Annotated in this window: 17 protein-coding genes; 8 read left to right on the top strand and 9 right to left on the bottom strand. The window is 71.5% G+C overall.

Going from position 1 to position 19659, the window contains the following annotated elements; translation table 11 throughout:
• Position 1: 1 nt before the first annotated feature.
• Together ABT294_RS26880 and ABT294_RS26875 are read left to right on the top strand one after the other, a co-directional pair.
• Complete coding sequence (locus ABT294_RS26880) at positions 2 to 589, top strand: hypothetical protein (RefSeq protein ID WP_350809039.1); 588 nt, start codon at positions 2 to 4, stop codon at positions 587 to 589.
• Positions 590 to 734: 145 nt separating this feature from the next.
• Positions 735 to 1259 carry a GNAT family N-acetyltransferase gene (locus tag ABT294_RS26875; RefSeq protein WP_350809038.1) on the top strand — a complete coding sequence of 175 codons (525 nt, stop codon included), beginning with the start codon at positions 735 to 737 and terminating at the stop codon, positions 1257 to 1259.
• A gap of 6 nt (positions 1260 to 1265) precedes the next feature.
• Here the strand turns inward: ABT294_RS26875 and ABT294_RS26870 are convergent, their stop codons facing one another.
• Positions 1266 to 2741: a three-helix bundle dimerization domain-containing protein gene (locus ABT294_RS26870; protein WP_350809037.1), complete on the bottom strand. Its 1476-nt coding sequence runs from the start codon at positions 2739 to 2741 to the stop codon at positions 1266 to 1268.
• A gap of 282 nt (positions 2742 to 3023) precedes the next feature.
• Here ABT294_RS26870 and ABT294_RS26865 point away from each other — a divergent pair, with 282 nt between their 5' ends.
• From ABT294_RS26865 to ABT294_RS26855, 3 genes are all read left to right on the top strand, one after another.
• Entirely contained in the window at positions 3024 to 3752 is a 729-nt protein-coding gene (locus ABT294_RS26865) for a DUF427 domain-containing protein (protein WP_350809036.1), read from the top strand.
• 146 nt (positions 3753 to 3898) lie between these two features.
• Positions 3899 to 4537 (top strand): PadR family transcriptional regulator, encoded by a 639-nt coding sequence (locus ABT294_RS26860; protein WP_350809035.1) that lies wholly within the window; start codon positions 3899 to 3901, stop codon positions 4535 to 4537.
• Positions 4534 to 6018, top strand: coding sequence for an FAD-dependent monooxygenase (locus ABT294_RS26855; protein ID WP_350809034.1), 1485 nt, complete (start codon positions 4534 to 4536; stop codon positions 6016 to 6018). The genes ABT294_RS26860 and ABT294_RS26855 overlap by 4 nt, the downstream gene beginning before the upstream one ends.
• A gap of 44 nt (positions 6019 to 6062) precedes the next feature.
• Here ABT294_RS26855 and ABT294_RS26850 read toward each other — a convergent pair whose 3' ends face one another.
• From ABT294_RS26850 to ABT294_RS26815, 8 genes are all read right to left on the bottom strand, one after another.
• Positions 6063 to 6710, bottom strand: coding sequence for a LuxR C-terminal-related transcriptional regulator (locus tag ABT294_RS26850; RefSeq protein ID WP_350809033.1), 648 nt, complete (start codon positions 6708 to 6710; stop codon positions 6063 to 6065).
• On the bottom strand, positions 6701 to 7861 hold the full coding sequence (locus tag ABT294_RS26845; RefSeq protein ID WP_350809032.1) for a sensor histidine kinase: 1161 nt from the start codon (positions 7859 to 7861) through the stop codon (positions 6701 to 6703). Before ABT294_RS26845 ends, ABT294_RS26850 begins: the two co-directional genes overlap by 10 nt.
• On the bottom strand, positions 7861 to 8610 hold the full coding sequence (locus ABT294_RS26840; protein ID WP_350809031.1) for a hypothetical protein: 750 nt from the start codon (positions 8608 to 8610) through the stop codon (positions 7861 to 7863). The genes ABT294_RS26845 and ABT294_RS26840 overlap by 1 nt, the downstream gene beginning before the upstream one ends.
• A 119-nt stretch (positions 8611 to 8729) precedes the next feature.
• On the bottom strand, positions 8730 to 9326 hold the full coding sequence (locus ABT294_RS26835) for a TIGR03086 family metal-binding protein (protein ID WP_350809030.1): 597 nt from the start codon (positions 9324 to 9326) through the stop codon (positions 8730 to 8732).
• A gap of 103 nt (positions 9327 to 9429) precedes the next feature.
• Positions 9430 to 10692, bottom strand: coding sequence for a M20/M25/M40 family metallo-hydrolase (locus tag ABT294_RS26830; protein WP_350809029.1), 1263 nt, complete (start codon positions 10690 to 10692; stop codon positions 9430 to 9432).
• On the bottom strand, positions 10689 to 12572 hold the full coding sequence (locus ABT294_RS26825; protein WP_350809028.1) for a dipeptidyl-peptidase 5: 1884 nt from the start codon (positions 12570 to 12572) through the stop codon (positions 10689 to 10691). Before ABT294_RS26825 ends, ABT294_RS26830 begins: the two co-directional genes overlap by 4 nt.
• 3 nt (positions 12573 to 12575) lie before the next feature.
• Complete coding sequence (locus tag ABT294_RS26820; RefSeq protein WP_350809027.1) at positions 12576 to 13631, bottom strand: C39 family peptidase; 1056 nt, start codon at positions 13629 to 13631, stop codon at positions 12576 to 12578.
• 52 nt (positions 13632 to 13683) lie between these two features.
• Positions 13684 to 14793: a DUF5925 domain-containing protein gene (locus tag ABT294_RS26815; RefSeq protein ID WP_350809026.1), complete on the bottom strand. Its 1110-nt coding sequence runs from the start codon at positions 14791 to 14793 to the stop codon at positions 13684 to 13686.
• Between the two features lie 214 nt (positions 14794 to 15007).
• On the opposite strand from ABT294_RS26815, the gene ABT294_RS26810 reads away from it, so the two are divergent.
• The 3 genes from ABT294_RS26810 (at position 15008) to ABT294_RS26800 (ending at position 19553) form a co-directional block, all read left to right on the top strand.
• Entirely contained in the window at positions 15008 to 16873 is a 1866-nt protein-coding gene (locus ABT294_RS26810) for a CASTOR/POLLUX-related putative ion channel (RefSeq protein ID WP_350809025.1), read from the top strand.
• A gap of 22 nt (positions 16874 to 16895) precedes the next feature.
• A complete protein-coding gene (mtnA, locus tag ABT294_RS26805) occupies positions 16896 to 17834 on the top strand; it encodes an S-methyl-5-thioribose-1-phosphate isomerase (protein ID WP_350809024.1) in 939 nt (312 codons plus the stop codon).
• A gap of 81 nt (positions 17835 to 17915) precedes the next feature.
• Entirely contained in the window at positions 17916 to 19553 is a 1638-nt protein-coding gene (locus ABT294_RS26800) for a peptidoglycan-binding protein (RefSeq protein WP_350809023.1), read from the top strand.
• Positions 19554 to 19659 lie beyond the last annotated feature (106 nt).

The following is a 19659-nucleotide window of genomic DNA, read 5'->3' as shown; positions in this document are numbered from 1 at the left end:
CATGACGGCCGACCTGGTAGCGAAGAGGGTGACGGACCTGCTGGCCCCGCAGGTGCTCGTGATCGTCATGCCGCCCGCCGTGGGGCTGATCGCGGAGGGGTGGGGCGGGGCGGTCTGGGGGCTGGTCGCCTCGGCGCTCTGCGGCGGCGTGCCCGCCGCGGTGATCGCGGTGGGCGTCCGGTCGGGGCGGCTCGACTCGCACCACATCGTCGACCGCGCCCGCCGCACCGGGCCGCTGCTCGCGGCGGTGGCGGCCGTGCTCGTCGCGCTGGTGCTGCTGGTCGCGCTGGGCGCGCCGACACTGCTGGTGGCCACGGTGACGGCGATGCTCGCCGCGCTGGCCGTCACCGTGCCGGTCACGCTGCGGTGGAAGATCTCCTTCCACGCGGCCGTCTGCGCGGGCACGGTGGTGGTGCTGACACGCGTCCTGCCCGTGGTGCCGACGGCGCTCGCCGGCGCCGCGGTCGTGGCCCTGGTGTGCTGGGCCCGGGTCCGGCTGGCGCACCATACCGGGGGCCAGGTGGCCGCAGGGGCGGCGGTCGGCGCCGTGACCACCTGGACGACGCTGGCGGCGTTCGGCCTGGCATAGCGCGGCCCACCACGAAACCCGCGCCCGGCACGCCCCGACGGGCTCGACCACGGTCGGCCGCCACGGCCCGGCGCGCCCCGACGGGCGTGCCCACCCGCCAGGACCTCACCGTTGGAGCCCGCCGCCGCGCGGATAGGGTCGGACCATGGTCGATTGGGTACGGCTTCGCCTGGATGTTGATGGTTTCGACGAAGCGGCTTTCGAGCCCTACCTGAGCAGGGCACGCGAGTCAGGCGTCGAGTTCACGACGATGGCGGAGCTCGGCGACACGGCCGGCCACCGGCGCGCCCTGTACGACCTCAACAAGACCTGCTCGGCCGACATCCCGGACCGGGGCGAGTTCTACACCTACGACGCGTACGTCACCGAGCGCATCGAGGTGCCCTCCTTCGACCCGGCCGGTGTCGCCCTCGCCCTCCACCGCGGCGCGTGGATCGGCATGACCGCGACGTCGTTGCACGAGTCGAAGGGGTACGCGTTCAGCGAGATGACCGGCGTCCTGGCGTCCTACCGCGGGCAGGGCCTGTCGCTGGCGTTGAAGCTGCTGGCGATCCGCTTCGTCCGGTCGTCGGGTTACCGGTGGCTGGCGACGTTCCACCATCCGCGCAACGCGTCCGCGATCGCGATGAACCGCCGCCTCGGCTTCGTCGACCAGGCCGGCGAGGGCTGACGCGGGTCAGCCGTACGACTTGGCGACCCCGTCGAGCAGCTGCTCAAGGGTGTCGTAGGACGGCGTGTCGACCACGTCGATGAGGTCGGCGGCGACGGGGACGTCGTGATCCGCGGCGACCTTGGCGAACTGGGAGGCGTCACCCGAGCGGAACCCGTGCTCGGCGGCGAGTCTCTGCAGCTCGGGGTCGGTGCTCAGCAGGCGCCCGACCTTGTCGCCGGACGCGTTGAGCGGCACCAGCGTGTGCTTGGACAGCACGGTCGGCGACGGGTACGTCAGCACCATCCCGGGCTTGATCCGGCCCTGCGCGGCGGCGTCCACGAACTGCGCCTCGTAGATCCAGACCAGCGGCGACGGGCCCATGCCGACCGCGAGGTACTCGTCGAACGGGCCCTCGGTGGTGTTCTCGGTGTAGCCCTGGCGCAGGAAGAGCTTGGACACCGTGGGCAGCACCTCCACCTCGGCGGTGGCGCCGTGCACGACCGTGTTGCCGTTGGCGACGTAGCTGGCGATGGCCAGGTACATGGCCGCCGAGTTCGACGTGCGCGGGTCCGTCGTGGAGACCAGGATGTTCTTGCGGACGGGATAGACCTTGTTGCCCGCGAGCTGGTCCCACCGCTTGTCCTTGGCGACCAGGGCGAGGTAGCGGGCGACGTCGAACGTCCGGACGGCCCCCTTCTTCACGACGCCCGCCTTGGTCAGCAGGTCCGCGATCGGCTGGAACGTCGCGATCGCCATCGGGGAGGAGAACGGCGTGTACTTCTGGCTGACGTGACGCTGGCGCTGGATCCTGTCGGCCGCCGGGGCGCTCGACGGGAACGCGAAGTCGTAGCGTCCGAGGTCGATCGAGGTGGCGATCTGGCGCGAACCCGCCGGGTCGACCTCGACCTTCACCCCCTTGGCGGCGAAGGCCTTGACCACCTGCGGGTCCTCGAAGAACGCCTGCTTCTCGGAGCCGATCACGCCGCGCACGGTCGCGAGCGGGGGCGGCGCGGCGGCCGGGGTCTCGGGCTCCTCCCGCCCGCCCGTCGTGACCACCACCACGACGGCGACCACGACGACCGCCGCCAGAGCCAGCGAAAGAAATCCCTTACTGCGGACCCGATCCGTCCAGACCCGCGGCGCCGCGGAGTTTTCCGGAGCGTGAATTCCCGGTGAATCGACAGTGTCGCCGGCGTTGTCGGGCGACGTTCCCGTCGCAGCGTCCGGCCGGACGTCCGCGGTCGTGTTCTGGAATGCCTGCGCAGTCGTCTCGGACGGCGTTTCCCCGCTCGCTCCCGCCGCCGTTTCCAGTTCCTGGCGGACGACGCGCTCGACCAGGACGGGGATGAAGTCCCGGACGGGACGGCCGTCGAAGCGGTGGCGGACCGTCCCCACCACGACCTCGACGTGCTCGGCGGAGTGGATGCCCGTGAAGACCTGGACCAGGTGCTCCGTCATCCGGCGGATCGCCTGCTCTTCGCGGACGGTGTCGACACTCACCACTAACTCCTCGGTGTCGCGTTGGTCAGATATCGCAGCAAGCCGCCGTGCCTGCCCGCGCCGCGCCCACCATATAGGGGTTTCGGGCCCGTCGATAACCCGAATCGGCGGCTTATTTGATCTCTTGGGAGTCAGTCATGAAAGCCGCCGGTCGCCGAAATCTTTGTTCATTTCCCGGTTGTTTTACGTTCAGCGAAAAGATATGCGGACAGTCGGATGCGTTCACAGGGACGGGCCCGCCGGGGGCGGAATAGCGGCGAGGGGCGCGGGGTTGCCCGGGATATGGAGCCGATCACGCGTGGACGGGTCCGCATCGAGCGGACCGCGAAGAGGGTACGGGTCTCACTGGGCGGGCGGATGATCGCCGACACCGTCGGCGCGCTGCTGGTGTGGGAGGTGCCGTACTACCCGACGTACTACCTCCCTCGCGAGGACGTCGCCGCCGAGCTCAAGCCCAGCGGCCACACCGCGCACTCGCCGAGCCGGGGGGAGGCGGTGCTCTACGACGTCGAAGGGGTGGCCGACGCGGCGCTGGCCTATCCCGACTCGCCGATCGAGGAACTGCGCGACCACGTGCGGTTCAAGTGGGACGCGATGGACGCCTGGTTCGAGGAGGACGAGGAGGTCTTCGTCCACCCGCGCGACCCGTACACCCGCGTCGACGTCCTGGCCAGCAGCCGGCACGTCCGGGTGGAGGTCGACGGGGTCACGGTGGCCGACTCGCACAGCCCGCACATCCTCTTCGAGACGGGGCTGCCGGCCCGCTACTACCTGCCGAAGCCGGACGTCCGTCTCGACCTGCTGGAACACACCGGCACGGCCACCAGCTGCCCGTACAAGGGCACGGCGGAGTACTGGTCGGTCAACGGCCACGCGGATCTGGCGTGGTCGTACCGCACGCCGTTCCCGGAGAGCCAGAAGATCGCCGGTCTGATCTCCTTCTACAACGAGAAGGTGGACATCTACCTCGACGGCGAGCTCCAGGAGCGTCCCGCGACCAAGTTCAGCTGATCATCGCGTCAGGTGACGACCAGCCGGTGCCGGGGTGCCCAGGAAGGCCCGGGTGGGCATCGCCGCCTGCCGGGGCGGCTCATCGTTACCGGAAAGAGACCTGGCAAGCACTTCATAGTCATGGCATAACTAGTCATGATCTGACTATGGCAAGTGAGGGCAAACGCTCCACCCTGGGGCTGACCGTGCTCGGCATCCTCGCCGGGGAGCCGATGCACGCGTACCGCATCCAGCAACTGATCAAGGACTACGGCAAGGACCGGGTCGTCAACGTCCGCCAGCGAGCCAGCGTCTACCAGGCCATCGACCGCCTGCTGCGGCTCGGGCTGATCGCCGTAGAGGGCGTCGGCCGGGACGGCGCCCGGCCGGAACGGGTCGTCTACGCCATCACCGAAACCGGCCTGGCGACGGCCAGAACCTGGATCCGGGAGATGCTCTCGACGGTGGGCGGGGAGTTCCCGGAGTTCCCGGTGGCGCTGTCGTTCCTGATCATGCTGCCCCCGCCGGAAGCGCGGGCGGAGCTGGAGGTGCGGCTGGCCGCCGTCGAGGCCGAGCTCGCCGACGTGCGGGCAGCGGTGGACCAGTCCGCCGATCTGCCACGGATCTTCCTGGTGGAAGAGGAGTACCGGCACGCGGTACTGGCCGCGGAGCAGGCCTGGCTCAACACGATGATCGCGGACCTGCGAGACGGCACGCTCACCTGGTCCCGTGAGTGGGTGCAGCAAGTCGCCGCCGAATTCAACGAGCGGCAGGAATCCGAACGGCAGGAAAGGGAAGGCAGATGAACAGAATCCCCGTACTCATCGTCGGTGGCGGCCTGGTCGGCCTCGCGAGCTCGCTCTTCCTGGCTCGGCAAGGCGTCCCGTCGCTGCTGGTGGACCGGCACCCGGGCGTGTCCATCCACGGCCGCGCCCGCGGGATCAATCACCGGACGATGGAGATCTACCGGGCGTACGGGATCGCCGACGCGGTGGAAGCGGCCGGCAAGCCGTTCGACGCCGAGGCCGGCGTGGCCCGCTGCCACACGCTCGCCGGCGAGTGGGAATGGATCTTCGACGCGGACGAACCACGGGCGTGGCCGGACCTCACCGCGGGCGTCTTCTGCATGGCAGACCAGAACAGCGTCGAGCCGATCCTGATCGAAGCCGCCCGGTCGTCCAGCGCGACGCACCGCTTCAACACCGAGCTCGTCTCGTTCGACGCCGACACCGACGGCGTCACCGCCGTGATCGAGGACCGCGCGAGCGGCGAGCGGGAGGTCTGGCAGGCCGACTACCTGGTCGCCGCGGACGGGAACCGCAGCCCGATCAGGCAGCGGCTGGGGATCGCCCGCACCGGCGAGGCGACCTTCATGAACAGCATGAACATCGTCTTCCGCGCGGACCTGTCGGCGTTCCTGCCGCGGCGGGCGCTGTTCTGGATGATCTTCAATCCTGGTTTCGCCGGCGGGCTGGTCAGCACCGCCGACCCGCGTCGCTGGCAGGCGACGGTCTCCTACGACCCGGCGGTGGAGTCGGAGAAGGACTTCACCGTGGAGCGGTGTGTCCAGCTCGTACGGGCCGCGGTGGGCCGGGAGGACCTGGCTGTCGAGATCGAAGGCGTGGCCTCCTGGCAGCAGGGTGTGGGCGTCGCCGAGCGCTACCGGCATGGCCGGATCTTCCTGGCCGGCGACAGCGCGCACGTGTGGCCGCCGGCCGGAGCACTGGGCGCGAACACCGGGGTGCAGGACGCGCACAACCTCGCGTGGAAGCTCGCCGCCGTCATCCGCGGCCGCGCCGGCGACGGGCTGCTGGACACGTACGAGGCGGAGCGACGGACGCTCGCCGCGGCGCTCGCGCCGATGATCGTCAGACATCAGCAGGCCCGGATGAGCGGAGCTCCGGAACCCGAGGAGATGGACGGCAAGGTGCAACTGCTCGGGCAGCTCTACGGTGCCGACACCGTCTTCGCCGACCGGCTCGACCTGCCTGCCCGGGCCGGCGCCCGCGCCCCGCACCTGTGGCTCGACGCCGCAGGTGTCCACGATCTCTTCGTCGACGAGTTCGTCCTCCTGTGCGACAGCGCCGAATGGGTCGACGCGGCAGCCGTCCAGTCCGTGCCGGTGCGCGCCTACCGCGCCGACCACGCCGACGGGTGGGCCGCCCGCTACGGCCACGGCGCCGTTCTGGTACGCCCCGACGGCTACGTTGCCTGGCGCTCCTCCGCCCCCGCGTCCGCGACCCTGCTGGCCCAGGCGCTCTCCCGGGCTCTCGCGACCCCCGCCTGACACATGGGGGCGCCGCGACCGGTGGCCATGAGGTCGCTGAGCGGTCAGCGCGAGCGGAGGAAGGTCAGCGCGGCCAGCACCCTGCGGTGGTCGTCGGCGTCCTGGCCGAGGTCGAGCTTGGTGTAGACGCTGGTGACGTGCTTGGCCACGGCGGCCTCCGACACATACAGCCGCTGGGCGATCGCGCTGTTGGATCTGCCCTCGGCGACCAGGGCGAGCACCTCGCGCTCCCGCGGCGACAGCGCGTCCAGCGGGTCGTGGGCGCGACGGTGGACCAGCAGCTGGCGGACCACGTCGGGATCGATGACCGTCCCCCCGCCCGCGACCGTACGCACCGCCTCCACGAACGGGATGATCGCGCCGATCCGGTCCTTCAGCAGGTAGCCGACGCCGCGCGTGCCGGCCTCCAGCAGTTCGCCCGCCGCGGTCTCCTCGACGACCTGCGACAGGACGAGGAGCCCGAGCCGGGGGTGGTCGGCGCGTAACCGGATGGCGGCCCGCAGCCCCTCGTCGCGGAAGTTCGGCGGCATGCGGACGTCCACCACGACGACGTCGGGCACATCTCGTGCGACGGCGTGCAGCAGTTCGTCGGCGCTGCCGACGGCGGCGACCACCTCGAAGCCGAACCGGGTGAAGATCCCGACGAGCCCTTCCCGCAGGAGCACCGAGTCCTCGGCGATCGTCAATCGCATGGCAGTTCCATCCGGATCACCGTCGGACCTCCTGGTGGGCTGCTGAGCGACAGGGTTCCTTCGAGCACGCCGACCCGGTCGGCCAGCCCGGTGATGCCGCTGCCCGCGGCGGGGTCGGCTCCGCCGATGCCGTCGTCGCTCACCTCAAGGGCGAGACACCTGCCAGACATTGTCGCCCTGATCGTGACCTGCCGCGCGTCGCTGTGCCTGATCACGTTGGTGAGGCACTCCGAGACGCAGAAGTAGGCCGCCGCTTCCACACCCGGAGGAGGGCGGCGCGGCAGGTCGAGGTCCAGGGTCACCGGGACGGGGCAGTGGCGGGCCAGGTCGGTGACCGCGGCCTCCAGCCCCCGGTCGGTGAGGGCGGGAGGATGGATGCCCCTGATCACGCGGCGCAGCTCGTCCAGCGCGGCCTGGGTGTGCTCGTAGGCCAGGCTGATGGCTCCCGCCGTACGTTCCGGATCCTCCCGCACGTCCAGCTGCGCCAGGCCGAGCTGCATGAGCACGGCGGTGAGCCGGTGCTGGGCGCCGTCGTGCAGGTCGCGTTCGATACGTCGCCGCTCGGCTTCGAACGCGTCGACCAGCCGCGCCCGCGACCGGGTCAGCTCGTTCATCCGCTCTTCGGGGGGCGCGGCGAGCAGGCTCCGCGCCAGCGCTCCCTGGGCCGCGGCCACCACCGTGAACAGGTACGCGCACCCGGCTGCCCCGGCCGCCACCACGAGGGCGGTCAGCCACGCGGACGGGAGGTCCGAGGCGAAGGAGACGATCGTCAGCGCGGCAACCGTCAGGATGACGCCGTCGACCGCGGGCAGGATCGTCGCCCACAGCAGCGCGTAGCCGATCTCGCGCCAGGTGGCCGAGAAGGTTCGCGCTCCCGGCTTCGGCGCGGTGACGCCCGCCGGATCGATCAGCCTCAGTCGCCACCGCTCCATGGTGGCGATGGGGCCGCTCAGCACGACGGTGACGACCACCAGCGTGATCATCGCGAACAGCAGCGCGGTCTGCCGTCCGAAGGCGGCCACCACGGCCGCCACGCCGCCGCCGGGCAGGCTGGTCAGCAGGTAGGCGAGCGCCCGCCACGGCCACGGCGAGCCGAGAAGGCGCAGCGGGTGGCCCGTGATCGCCTGCCAGGCGCTGGTGACGTCCTTCATCAGCCCTTGATCGTCCGGGTGACCTTGCCCGTGGCGTCGAGGAACCGGATCTGCGGGTTGCCGTCCTGGCCCACCCGCAGGACGATCCGCGGCGTGCCCTTGCCGTCGGCGAGCGTCACGGCCGAGGACCTGTCGGGGTTCTTGCCGACGAAGACCCGCTGCGGGCTCGGATACTTCTTCTGGAACTCGGCCATCGCCCGGTCCCGCTCCGGACCGGGCGGCATCTGCTCGATCTTCTTGCGCTCCTGGAAAATCTCCGGCAAGGACGTCGTGGGCCGGTCGTTGACCGCCAGGCCGACGCCGCGGACGCCCTCCTGCTCCATGTACCGCAGCACGAGCGTCTGGTCCTGCTTGTACTGGTCGAAGGCGAGTTGCCCGAACGCCCAGGGCTTCCCGTCGTCGACACCGCTGTCGGTGCCCATGCCGCCGGACTCGTCCCCGTCGCCGTTGTAGAAGGTCATGCCCGGACGCGCCCCGGCATTGCCCAGGTCGACCCCGTCCACGACGGCGCCCGGCGACCGCTTCTTGTTGCTCAGGACCATGCGGGTCTTCCCGTCGGCCTCCACCACGTTGATTCGCTGCACGTCGATCTCGTCGAAGGTGACCTTGCCTCTGTCCTGCGCGACGGCCTGCCCGCTGCCGGCCAGGACCGCCCCGCCGGCCACGGCGGCGGCCACGACTCCGGCCAGGAAGATGCGCATCTGCCGGAGTTGCCGCCGGACACTGGTGATTTCCGCTGATTCGGTCATGCATCAATGATCTTGGCTGCTCTGCTGGACGGCGATAGAGCTGCTTACCGATCGCGGGTAGAAGTTCTTCTACCTCCGCGCCTCCCTGCCGGCTGAGGACGGTCGGCCGGGAGCGGTGGTCAGGAGGCGGCGGGAGTCCAGGCGGGGTTGCGGCCGAGGTAGGCCAGCAGCTCCGCGACCTCGTCGCCCGGCACCGGCTCCAGCGCGGCGGCGAACGCGCCGTACGCGCGCAGCGGCTCGACGATGCTCCTGGCCACGTCCAGCAACTCCTTGGAGAGCTCCGGCGTGAGCGGCGAGGGCTGCCCGGTGGCGACCGCGATGTCCCAGGCGTGCACCGCCGCGTCGAGCGCGCACGCGCCCGCGCCGAGCGAGGGCGCCATCTTGTTCGGCGGCACCGGGGTGGGCACCTCCTCGACGTCCTTGCCGACGCCCGCCCACGCCGCCGCCGAGCGCTTCAGCGCCGCCTCCAGGTACGCCCGCGGCTCCTCGGCCAGCGTGCCCGAGGGCGCGAACGGGTTCTCGCCGGGGCCGGGCTCGCCGGTGAGGAAGGAGGCGAAGGCGATCTGGTCGCCCGCTGCGTGCTGGAGCACCTGGGTGACGGTCCACTGCTCGCACGGGGTCGGACGGTTCCAGGCGTCAGCGGGCACCCCGTCGACGGCCTCGCGCAGTGCCTGGTGCGCGGCGTCCAGCACGTCCCAGCCGGTGTTCACGCTCATCGGAGTCCCCTTCGGTCGCTTCGTGATGACTCCATATTAGCAGAACGGAATGATTCGTTCCACTCCTAGGCGGTAAGGCCTTTGATGAGCGCGTCCACTGGGGCTAGGTGAGCAGCCGGGTCAGGACGCGGGTGCCGAACTCCAGGCCCTCCACCGGGACGCGCTCGTCCTTGCCGTGGAACATGCCGAAGTAGTCGAGGTCGGGGCGGAGCATCAGCGGGGCGAAGCCGTACCCCTGGATGCCGATCCTGGCGAACGACTTGGCGTCGGTGCCGCCGCTCATCACGTACGGAACCGGCCGCGCCAGCGGGTCCTCGGCGACGAGCGAGCCCGCCAGTTCGTCGAAGAACGCCGACGGGTACGGCGCGGCCGGCGCGTCCTCCAGGTTGACGAACTCGCGGGTGATCTTCGGGCCGAGCAGCTCGTCGATCGTCGCCAGGAACTCCTCCTGCAGGCCCGGCAGGTAACGGCCGTCGACGTGCGCCTCGGCCGTGGAGGGCACCACGTTGACCTTGTAGCCGGCCTCCAGCATGGTCGGGTTGGCCGAGTTGCGGATCTGCCCCTTGAACAGGCTGCCGAGCGCGCCCAGCCGGGCGGCCTCGGCGTCCAGGCGGTCCAGGTCGATCGGCTGGCCGGTGATCTCCGACAGGCTCCTGATCAGGGCCGCGACCGACGGCGTCAGCCGCACCGGCCACTGGTGGGACGCCACCCGCGACAGCGCGTGCGCCAGCGTCGCCACCGGGTTGTCGACCGCGGGCCTGGAGCCGTGGCCGGCCACGCCGTGCGCGGTGAGCTTCATCCAGGCGGTGCCGCGCTCGCCCACCGCGATCGGGTAGACCCGGTTCTCGCCGGAGGCCACGCTGAAGCCGCCCGACTCGCTGATCGCCTCGGTGACGCCGTCGAACAGCTCCCGGTGCTCGCCCACCGCGTGCCGCGAGCCGTAGTCGCCCGTCGCCTCCTCGTCCGCGAGGAACGCCAGCACCAGGTCACGCTTGGGACGCAGCCCGCGCGCCGCCATGCCGAGCACGGTGGCGAGCGTCATCGCGCACGAGCCCTTCATGTCGACCGCGCCCCTGCCGTACACGCAGTCGTCGACGACCTCACCGGAGAAAGGGTGCAGCTCCCATTCGGACGGGTCGGCGGGCACGACGTCCAGATGGCCGTGGATCAGCAGCGCGTTGGGAGAGTCGCCGTCGATCCTGGCCACGACGGTGGTCCGGCGCGGCGCGGACTCGAACACCACCGGCTCCATCCCCGCGTCGGCCAGCAGCGTGGCGACGTACTCCGCCGCCGGGCGCTCGCCGGAGCCCGGGTTGGTGGTGTCGAATCTGATCAGGTCCGAGCAGATCTCGGCAACGCTCTTCACGCTCTTCCTTCCAGCTTGAGCGGCGGGACCTCGGGCGTGTCGAACCCGAACAGCAGCCCGTAGAAGGCCAGCTCGGCCTCCAGCACCGCGACGATAGTCTCCTCCCTGCGCCAGCCGTGCTGCTCGCCAGGGAAGGTGAGCAACGCCCACTCTTTGCCGTGTCTGTCCAGTTCGGCGACGAACCGGCGGGCCTGTCCGACGTCCACGATGGCGTCCTCCAGGCCGTGCAGCATCAGGCACGGGCCCGACGCCTGGGCCGCGTGCAGCAGCGGCGAGCGGTCGGCGTAGCGCTGCCGGGTCTCCGGCAGCGGCCCGATCAGGCCGTCGAGGTAGCGCGACTCGAAGTCGTGCGTCTCGGCGACCCAGCTCTCGGGGTCGGTGATCGCGTAGTGCGCGACGCCGCCCGCGAACACGTCGCTGTGCACCAGCGCCGCGACCGTGGTCCAGCCGCCCGCGCTGCCGCCCCTGATGGCGATCTTGGCGGCGTCGGCCAGGCCCCGCTCGACCAGGCCGCGCGCCACCTTGGCGCAGTCCTGCACGTCCACCACGCCCCACGCGGTACGCAGCCGCTCCCGGTAGGCGCGGCCATAGCCGGTGGAGCCGCCGTAGTTCACCTCGGCCACGCCGAGGCCCCTGCTGGTGAAATAGGCGATCTCCAGGTCCAGCACCAGCGGCCTGCTGCCCGTCGGCCCGCCGTGCACGAAGATCACGTACGGCGTGGGGCCCTCGGCTCCCGCCGGAGGGTACAGGTGCGCGTGCACGCCCTCGATCGTGACCGCCTCGGGGTCGGGCAGCAGGGCGCGGTCGGGCAGCGGCTTGGGCGTTGACACCACCGTGCGGCCGCCTCCGTCGAGATCGACCAGCGTCACCTCGAGCGGCGTGTACGGGGTCGCGGCCACCGCCGCCGCCTTGCCTCCGGCCGCCGACACGGTCGAGGCCCAGTAGGTGGCGTCGCCGCCGACGTCCCGCAGCTCGCCGGTGCCGGGGTCGAGCACGGACAGGAACCGGCGGTCGGCGGTGCCATGGACCACCACGAGCGGGTCGTGCGCGCCCGGCCGGTCGGCGGCGCCGGTGGCGATCGCGAACCAGGACGCGCCGGGCTTCCAGGGGGCGTCGCCGAACTCCTGGGGGAGCGGGGTGAGGTTGCGGGTCTGGCCGCCGTCGCGTCCCACCAGGTGGATGTTCCACCAGCCGGTCACGTCGGTGACGGCGTACAGGGTGTCCTCGTCGCGCCACTCGGCCTGCACGACCGACTCCTCGGGCCCGCCCGCGACCACCCGGTGCGGCCCCGCGGTGCCGTCGGGGCCGAGCGGGGCGACGCACAGCTCGGTTCCGTCCCAGGGCATGTTCGGGTGGTCCCAGCCGATCCAGGCGACAAATCCGCCGTCAGGGGAAATGCGCGGGTTCATCAGGAAATGCTGGGCTTTAACGATCGCTCGGACGGGTCCGCCGTCGAGCGGCACCGCGACCAGATCGCGCACGTCGTCCGTCTCACGGACGGCCCACACCTCGTCCCGGCCGGGCGGAAGCCACAGGTCCGCGTAGCGGGACGGCCCCTCGGGCGTGAGCGCCACCGGCTCCCCGCCGCCGTCGAGGCGGTAGACGCGCTGGTCGGCCCAGTTCGTGAAGACCAGCCCGCCGCCCGGCAGCGGGCGCCAGGACCGCCCGCCGTACTCCACCACCCGGTTGCGGGCGTTCCACCCCTGGGGCAGGACGTCGGCATGGGCGCCGTCGGGCAGGCGGCGGACCACGCACCGCCTGCCGCCCTCGCCGGGACGCGGCTCGTCCCACCAGACCTCGACCCCGGCGGGCGTGGCCACGGCCTCGACCCACTGTGGGCCGCCATCGGTGCGCGCCACATCGATCGGTCGAATACTCATATCTCACCAATTACCGTTGGAAGGGGGAAGAGTAAGCCCAGGCGGGTGGAGCACGTAGACGATGCCCCCGCTGCCCGAGCCCCTGAGCCACACGTTCTCGAACGCCGCCCGCCGGTAGACCCGGCGGACCTCCGCGTCGCCCGGTGCGGCGGGGTCGTTGACGATCACGTCGCCCTCGGCGGTGAAGCCGGTGACGACCATGATGTGCCCGCCTGTGGAGTACCCGGCGCCGGGCAGCTCATGCTCCTTGAACGACAACGAGGCGATCACCGGGATGCCCGCGCGGACGAACCCCTCCAGCTCCACCGCCGAGCGCAGCCTGGTGACGAAGCCGTCGAGGCCGAACAGGCCCGCGTAGGCGACGTTGAACGGCCAGTTGCCGGTGCCCTGGTAGCTGTGGTCGTAGATGCCCCTGGCCGCGTGGTCCACGGCCGGGCCCGGGTCGTCGTCGCCCACCCAGCCGAGCTCGTCCGCCGCCGGGCCGCGGCCCCAGAAGGCGAGGACCATCGCCACCGACGCGGGGCTGCACCAGTTCGCGCCGCCGCCGTCCCACTCGGGGTGGTGCCCGGCGTGCGCCTGCTGCGAGTGCCTCGGGACGGCCAGTTCGACCGCGTCCGCCGGAGCGTAGGGGCTCGGGACCGCGGCCGGACGCTGGGGGACGGCGGAGGCCATCACGCCCAGCGAGCCCACCTCGGCGCCGCCGTGCGCCGTGACCCGCACCCTGAACGCCACCACCGGCCGCCGCGCCACGAACGTGTCGACCGCCACGTCGCCGTCGTCGTCGCCCTGGCCGGGCACCGAGGTGCGCGGGTCGCCGTGCGCCGACCAGCGGCCCATCACGTACCACTTGGTCAGCTCGCCCGCCGTGGTGCGGGCCTGCAGCTCCACCTCGATCCAGGCGCCCGGCGGGGTCCGCGCGGTCCACGAGGGGACGAGCTGGGTCGCCGCGAAGCCGATCGGGCGCTCCTCACTGGTCCACCCGCCCGCGGGCACGTCGGAGGGCACGGTGCAGCGGGTGAAGGCGACGCGCGCCAGGTCGACGGTGAGCACCGGGCACATTCTGGTTCCGCGCCCGGCGCCGCGCATCGGAAGGTTTACGTAAAGCGAGACCTCAGAGGTAGAGGCCCGTCGACTCGTCGTGCGCCACCGGGCCGACCGCGCGGCCCTGGCGGATCGCGTACAGCTCCGCCAGCGTCGCGCCGGACGGGCCGACGCCTTCCGCCGAGCCGAGCCACTTCACGGCCTCGTCCCTGGTCAGCGCGCCGACCTCGACCTGCGCCAGGCAGCGGCCGGGACGGACCACGGCCGGGTGCAGCCGCTCCAGGTCCTCGTTCGTGGTGATCGCCACGAGCACGTCCCTGCCCTGGCCGAGCAGGCCGTCGGTGAGGTTGAGCAGCCGCGACAGGCCCTGGCCCGTCTGCGCCTTGGCCGAGGAGCTGATCAGCTCGTCGCAGTCCTCCAGGACGAGCAGCCGCCAGCGCCGCCGGTCCTCGTCGGTGTCGTAGCCGACCGCGACCTCCATCAGGTAGCCGGGGTCGTTGAACAGCCGCTCCGGATCGAGCACGCAGTCGACCTGGCACCAGTCGCGCCACTGCTGGGCCAGCGAGCGCAGCAGCGTGGTCTTGCCGGTGCCCGGCGGGCCGTGCAGGAGGATGAGACGGCCGTTCACGTCGGACGGCTTGACCGCCATCAGGGCGTCGAGCGCGCCGCGGGCCCGCTCAGGGTAGTTGCCGCTGATCTCGGCCCACTGCTGGGCCGTGATCGGCTTGTCCGAACGGGTGCCGCCGTGCGTGCCGCGCCACCAGAAGCCCATCTCGACGTGGTCGGTCTCGGGCTCGGGCTCCTCCGCGTCCTTGGTGGTCTCCTTCAGCACCGAGCTGGCCAGTTCCTCGCTGACCGCGGTGACGCTGACCGTCGCCGTGCGGTTGCGGTGCCGGATCACGCGCAGCGTCCAGCCGTCGCCGCAGATCAGCCGCGACTCGGAACCGTCTTCCACCGACGCGGTCCGCACGACGCGCCCGCTCGCGGGGGTCAGGGTGGCGTCGGGACGCACCCTCTCCAGACTCGCCAGACGCGACCACGGCTGGACACCCGTCGCGAACGGCGACAGCGCCAGCGCGTCGATGACGTCGATGGCTGAGTCGGCGTCGTCGATCCAGATGTTCATGGGGAGCTCGGGAGAGTCCGGCGCTGGGAACGGCACCTCCTTGATCACAGACATGACTCCAATGATCGGCTGCCCGGCCGGTTAAGTCGAAGGGTTTTGCCGGTTATAGCGGTATACCATCAAAATCTTGATCATGACCGGCCTATCGCCGCGCGGCCTGACCGCGGCCCGGTATGGCCGATACGTTACCGGTCTCCCTGCATGAGGACGGATCGCCCGGTACCTTGTGTCGTTGATCTAAATCACTCCTTATGCGGAGGTAATCGGGGTGCCCAGGGCGACGTTCCGCGAACGCGTGCGGTACTGGTTCGACAACACCATGTCGAAGGGGACGGTGTCGCTGATCGGCTGGCTGGCCGTGGTCTCGGTCGGTCTCATCGCGGTCGTGACCGGGCTCACGCTCTGGCTCGCTCCAGAGGAGCCCGACGGGGTCTCCGGAGCCGGGCAGGTGCTGTGGATCGCGCTCATGCACGCGCTCACCCCCAGCAAGGTCGCCAGCGACAAGGGCTCGCTCGCCTACATGACGGTCATGTTCGCCGGGTCGCTCGGCGGCATCTTCATCGTCAGCATGCTCGTCGGCCTGCTCTCCAACGGGCTCAAGCAGAAGGTGGACCGGCTGCGCAGGGGGCGCTCACGGATCGTCGAGTCCGGGCACACGGTCGTGGTCGGCTGGTCCGACCAGGTGTTCACGATCATCGCCGAGCTGGTCAAGGCGCACGCGGGACGTCCGGGCTCGGTCATCGCCGTGCTGGCGGAACGTGACAAGCTCGCCATGGAGGACGACATCCGCGAGCACGTCGGCGACCTCGGCCGGACCCGGCTGGTCTGCCGCACCGGCCGTCCCACGGAGCCGCGCGACCTCGCCCTGATGAACCTCGCCACCGCCAGGTCCGTCGTCGTGCTCTCCCCCGACGGCGAGGACCCGGACGCGCACGTCATCAAGACCCTGCTCGCCCTCGCCAAGCGCGCCGGCGTCCACCCGCCTGTGGTCGCCGCGCTCGCCTCCGGCCGCAACATCGCCGCCGCCCGCCTCGCAGGAGGCCGGGACGTCCACCTCGTCGACTCCGACGACACCGCGTCCAGGCTCATCGTGCAGTCGTCGCGCCAGTCCGGCATGTCCGTGGTCTGCATGGACCTGCTCAACTTCGACGGCGGCGAGATCTACCTGCGCGCCGACGCCGCCCTGGAAGGCCGCACGTACGGCGAGGCGCTGCACGCCTACGAGACCGCCGCCGTCATCGGCCTGCGCAGGCCCGACGGCGTCGTGCTCAACCCGTCCATGGACACCGTCATCAAGGACGCGGATCAGGTCATCCTCATCGCCGACGACGAGGCGGCCATCCGCCCGGCCGCCGGCGAGCCCGCGATCGCCGAGGCCGCGATCGCCGCCACCGAACGCTCCGGCCTCGAAGCGGAGAGCACGCTCCTGCTCAACTGGAACGGCAGGGCCGAGCAGATCATCCGCTACCTCGACGGCTACGTCGCCCCCGGCTCGGTCCTGGAAGTCGCCGCCGACCATCCGAAGGCCGGCACCGGCCTCGAGGGCCTGGGCAACCTCACCGTGAACGTCAAGGAGTACGACACCACCGACAGGTACGCCCTCGAAGCGCTCGGCGTCGGCCTCTACCAGCACGTCATCGTCCTGTCAGACGACCGCTACAGCCCCCACCACGCCGACACCCGCACGCTCATGACGCTGCTCCAGCTCCGCGACATGCAGAGCGACACCGGCGAGCACTACTCGATCGTCAGCGAGATGCACGACGAGGGCAACCGCGCCCTCGCCGAGGTCACCGAGGCCGACGACATCGTCATCAGCGACACCGTCATCGGCCTGCTGCTCGCCCAGCTCGCCCAGAACAGGCACCTCGCGGACGTGTTCGGCTACCTCTTCGACTCGCGCGGCTCCGAGATCTACCCGCGCCCGGCCGCCTCCTACGTGCGGCCCGGCACCGAGGTCAGCTTCTCCACGGTCGTCGAGGCGGCTCGCCGCAGGGGCGAAACGGCCATCGGCTACCGCAACGCCACGGGACGCAACACGCCTCCCCACTACGGCATCGTCCTCAACCCCGCCAAGTCCGACAAGATCGTGCTCACCCAGCGGGACTCCGTCATCGTTCTGGCCGAACGGTGAGGTTTTGGCGAGACTGGGCGGCGTGAGAACCATCGACTGGGTGGACGGCGCCATCGAGCTCATCGACCAGACCCGGCTGCCCGGCGAGTGCGTGATGCTCCGCATCCACACCGTCGACGAGCTGATCGACGCCATCCGGCGGCTGGCCGTCCGCGGCGCGCCCGCCCTCGGCGTGGCAGGCGCGCTCGGCGTCGCCCTGGCCGGGGAGGACCCCGGCGCCATCGCCCGGCTGCGCGCCGCCAGGCCGACCGCCGTGAACCTCGCCTGGGGCGTCGACCAGGCCGCCGCCCGCCTGCCCGAAGGCCCCCGGGCCGTGCTCGACGCCGCGCTGCGCATCCGCGACGACGACATCGCGGCCTGCGTGGCCATGGGGGAGCGCGGGGCCGACCTGCTCGACGGCGACCGCCTGCGCATCATGACCGTGTGCAACAGCGGCGGGCTCGCCGCCGTCGAACGGGGCACCGCGCTCGGCGTCGTCCAGACCCTGCACGAGCGCGGGCGGCTGGCCGAGGTCCTGGCCCTGGAAACCCGGCCGCTGCTCCAGGGCGCCAGGCTCACCACCTGGGAACTCGCCAGAATGGGCGCCCCGCACCGGCTCGTCACCGACTCCGCCGGGCCGTACCTGCTGGCCAAGGGCGGCATCGACGCCGTCCTCATCGGCGCCGACCGCATCGCCGCCAACGGCGACACCGCCAACAAGATCGGCTCCTACGCGCTGGCGCTCGGCGCGGAACGCGCCGGGGTGCCGTTCATCGTCGTCGCGCCCGAGACCACCATCGACCCCGCCACCCCGTCGGGAGAGCACATCCACATCGAGGACCGGGGCGGCGACGAGGTCGTCTCCCTCGGAGGCGTGCGGGTGGCGCCCGAGGGGACCGAGGCGCTCAACCCCGCGTTCGACGTGACGCCGCACGACCTCATCACCGCCATCGTGACGGACAGGCGCGTCATCCGGCCGTAGGCCAATTACTGCAATCCGGGGACCTGTCCGCACATCCCGCGTTACGTTGAGTCGTCACTGTCAACCCCCCCGGAGATCGGCATGGCCTTCGACCTCATCAAACGTGGTGACTGGGGAGCGCGAGCCCCGCGTGGCGACTACACACAGCTAGAGTCGACCAAGGGCACCAAGGTCCACTACACGGGCGGCCGGGTGAACCCCGCCATCGTCGACGACCATGACGGCTGCGCCGCCCTCGTCCGCTCCATCCAGAACTCGCACATGGACGGCAACGGCTGGATCGACATCGGCTACTGCGTGGACGAGGAGACGGAGATCCTCACCCAGCGGGGCTGGACGTCGTACCGCGAATTACAGGTGGGGGACATCGCGCTCACGCTCGACCACGAGCTCGGTGTCTCCCGGTGGCAGCCCGTCCTGGAGGTGTGCGTCTTCCCGGCCCGCCGCCGGGAGATGGTGCGCATGCAGGGGCCGGGGCACTCGTCCCGCACCACGCCGCAGCACCGCTGGCCCGTCGAAGGCCCGCGCCGCGAACGTCTCTGGGTGACGACGGAGACGATCGGCCACCGAGACCGGATCCTCCTCGCGGCTCCCTGCGCCGACCTGCCTGCCGAGGCGAAGTGGTCCGACGCCTTCGTGGAGCTCGTGGCCTGGTTCGGGGGGCGTCCCTCCGTGACCGTGCGCCCCGCCCACGTCACCAGGGTCAGGGCCGCGCTGAGCGCGCTCCTCGGCCGTGCGCCGGGCTGGCACGAGTCCCCCGCCGGGGACCTCGTCGAGTTCCAGCTGTCGGACGACGCCGGAAGGCGGCTCCTGGAGGCCGCTCCCGGCGGCGTCCCGGGGCTCGGCTTCCTGCTCGCCCTCACCAGGGCCCAGCTGGCGCTGCTCGTCGACACGTTCATGGTCGCGGGCGACGGCAGGCCCGCCTGGAAGGACCGGGCCGCCGCCGAGGCGTTCATGTTCGCCGCGCTGCTGGCGGGGCATTCCGCGGCCATCCGGCACACCGGGTCGTGGGAGGTCGTCCTGGAGGGGCGGCACCACCTCGCCCCCCGGGAGCGGGACGACTTCCAGATCGTCCGCGAGGAGTACCACGGCGAGATCTGGTGCCCCCGGACGGAGAACCAGAGCTGGCTCGCCCGCCGCGACGGCACCGTGTACTTCACCGGCAACACCTACGTCGCCTGCCCGCACCGCAAGGTGTTCGAAGGGCGCGGGCCGCACCACCTGCCCGCCGCCAACGGCGCGGGCCTCAACTCCGGGCACTACGCCGTCCTCGGGCTGGTCGGCAACGCCGGGCTCGTGGTGCCGCCCGACACCATGCTGCACGCCATCCTCGACGCCGCCGGCCACCTGCGCGAGTTGGGGAACGCGGGCAAGGAGATCAAGGGGCACCGCGACGGGTACAACACCGACTGCCCCGGAGAGCGGCTCTACGCGTGGGTCAAGCGCGGCGCGCCCCGTCCCGGCGGGGGCGGCGGCGAACCCGGCACCAGCGCCCCGCCGTTTCCCGGGCGGCTGTTACGGTATCCGCCGGTGACGCGCGGCGACGACGTGCGCACCTGGCAGCAGCAGATGCGCCGGCGCGGCTGGACCGTCGACGTCGACGGCGCCTACGGCCCGGAGGCGCGGGACGTGTGCCGCCGCTTCCAGCGCGAACAGCACATCGACGACGACGGCACGGTCGGCCCCCTCACCTGGCGCCTCACCTGGGAAGCCCCTTAACCCTGTCGGGACGACACGCCAGCGCGTTTGTCCGCGGCCGTGGGCGGCGGGCGTCTCAGGGGGCCGAGGGGAGCCGCGCCCGGTTGCCGGATGAGGGGAGGGGGTG

Source organism: Nonomuraea sp. NPDC000554 (genome assembly GCF_040300065.1).
Taxonomy (GTDB): Bacteria; Actinomycetota; Actinomycetes; order Streptosporangiales; family Streptosporangiaceae; genus Nonomuraea.
The sequence above is the reverse complement of the archived record's forward strand: the minus strand, read 5'-3'. Positions and strand labels throughout refer to the sequence as shown.

Excerpts from the sequence above, each read along its gene's own strand:
- ABT294_RS26840 (WP_350809031.1), bottom strand. The coding sequence starts at position 8,610 with ATGACCGAATCAGCGGAAATCACCAGTGTCCGGCGGCAACTCCGGCAG.
- ABT294_RS26875 (WP_350809038.1), top strand. The coding sequence starts at position 735 with ATGGTCGATTGGGTACGGCTTCGCCTGGATGTTGATGGTTTCGACGAA.
- ABT294_RS26820 (WP_350809027.1), bottom strand. The coding sequence starts at position 13,631 with ATGTGCCCGGTGCTCACCGTCGACCTGGCGCGCGTCGCCTTCACCCGC.
- ABT294_RS26845 (WP_350809032.1), bottom strand. The coding sequence starts at position 7,861 with ATGAAGGACGTCACCAGCGCCTGGCAGGCGATCACGGGCCACCCGCTG.
- ABT294_RS26860 (WP_350809035.1), top strand. The coding sequence starts at position 3,899 with ATGGCAAGTGAGGGCAAACGCTCCACCCTGGGGCTGACCGTGCTCGGC.
- ABT294_RS26825 (WP_350809028.1), bottom strand. The coding sequence starts at position 12,572 with ATGAGTATTCGACCGATCGATGTGGCGCGCACCGATGGCGGCCCACAG.
- ABT294_RS26850 (WP_350809033.1), bottom strand. The coding sequence starts at position 6,710 with ATGCGATTGACGATCGCCGAGGACTCGGTGCTCCTGCGGGAAGGGCTC.
- ABT294_RS26865 (WP_350809036.1), top strand. The coding sequence starts at position 3,024 with ATGGAGCCGATCACGCGTGGACGGGTCCGCATCGAGCGGACCGCGAAG.
- ABT294_RS26855 (WP_350809034.1), top strand. The coding sequence starts at position 4,534 with ATGAACAGAATCCCCGTACTCATCGTCGGTGGCGGCCTGGTCGGCCTC.
- ABT294_RS26880 (WP_350809039.1), top strand. The coding sequence starts at position 2 with ATGACGGCCGACCTGGTAGCGAAGAGGGTGACGGACCTGCTGGCCCCG.
- ABT294_RS26835 (WP_350809030.1), bottom strand. The coding sequence starts at position 9,326 with ATGAGCGTGAACACCGGCTGGGACGTGCTGGACGCCGCGCACCAGGCA.
- ABT294_RS26815 (WP_350809026.1), bottom strand. The coding sequence starts at position 14,793 with ATGTCTGTGATCAAGGAGGTGCCGTTCCCAGCGCCGGACTCTCCCGAG.
- ABT294_RS26800 (WP_350809023.1), top strand. The coding sequence starts at position 17,916 with ATGGCCTTCGACCTCATCAAACGTGGTGACTGGGGAGCGCGAGCCCCG.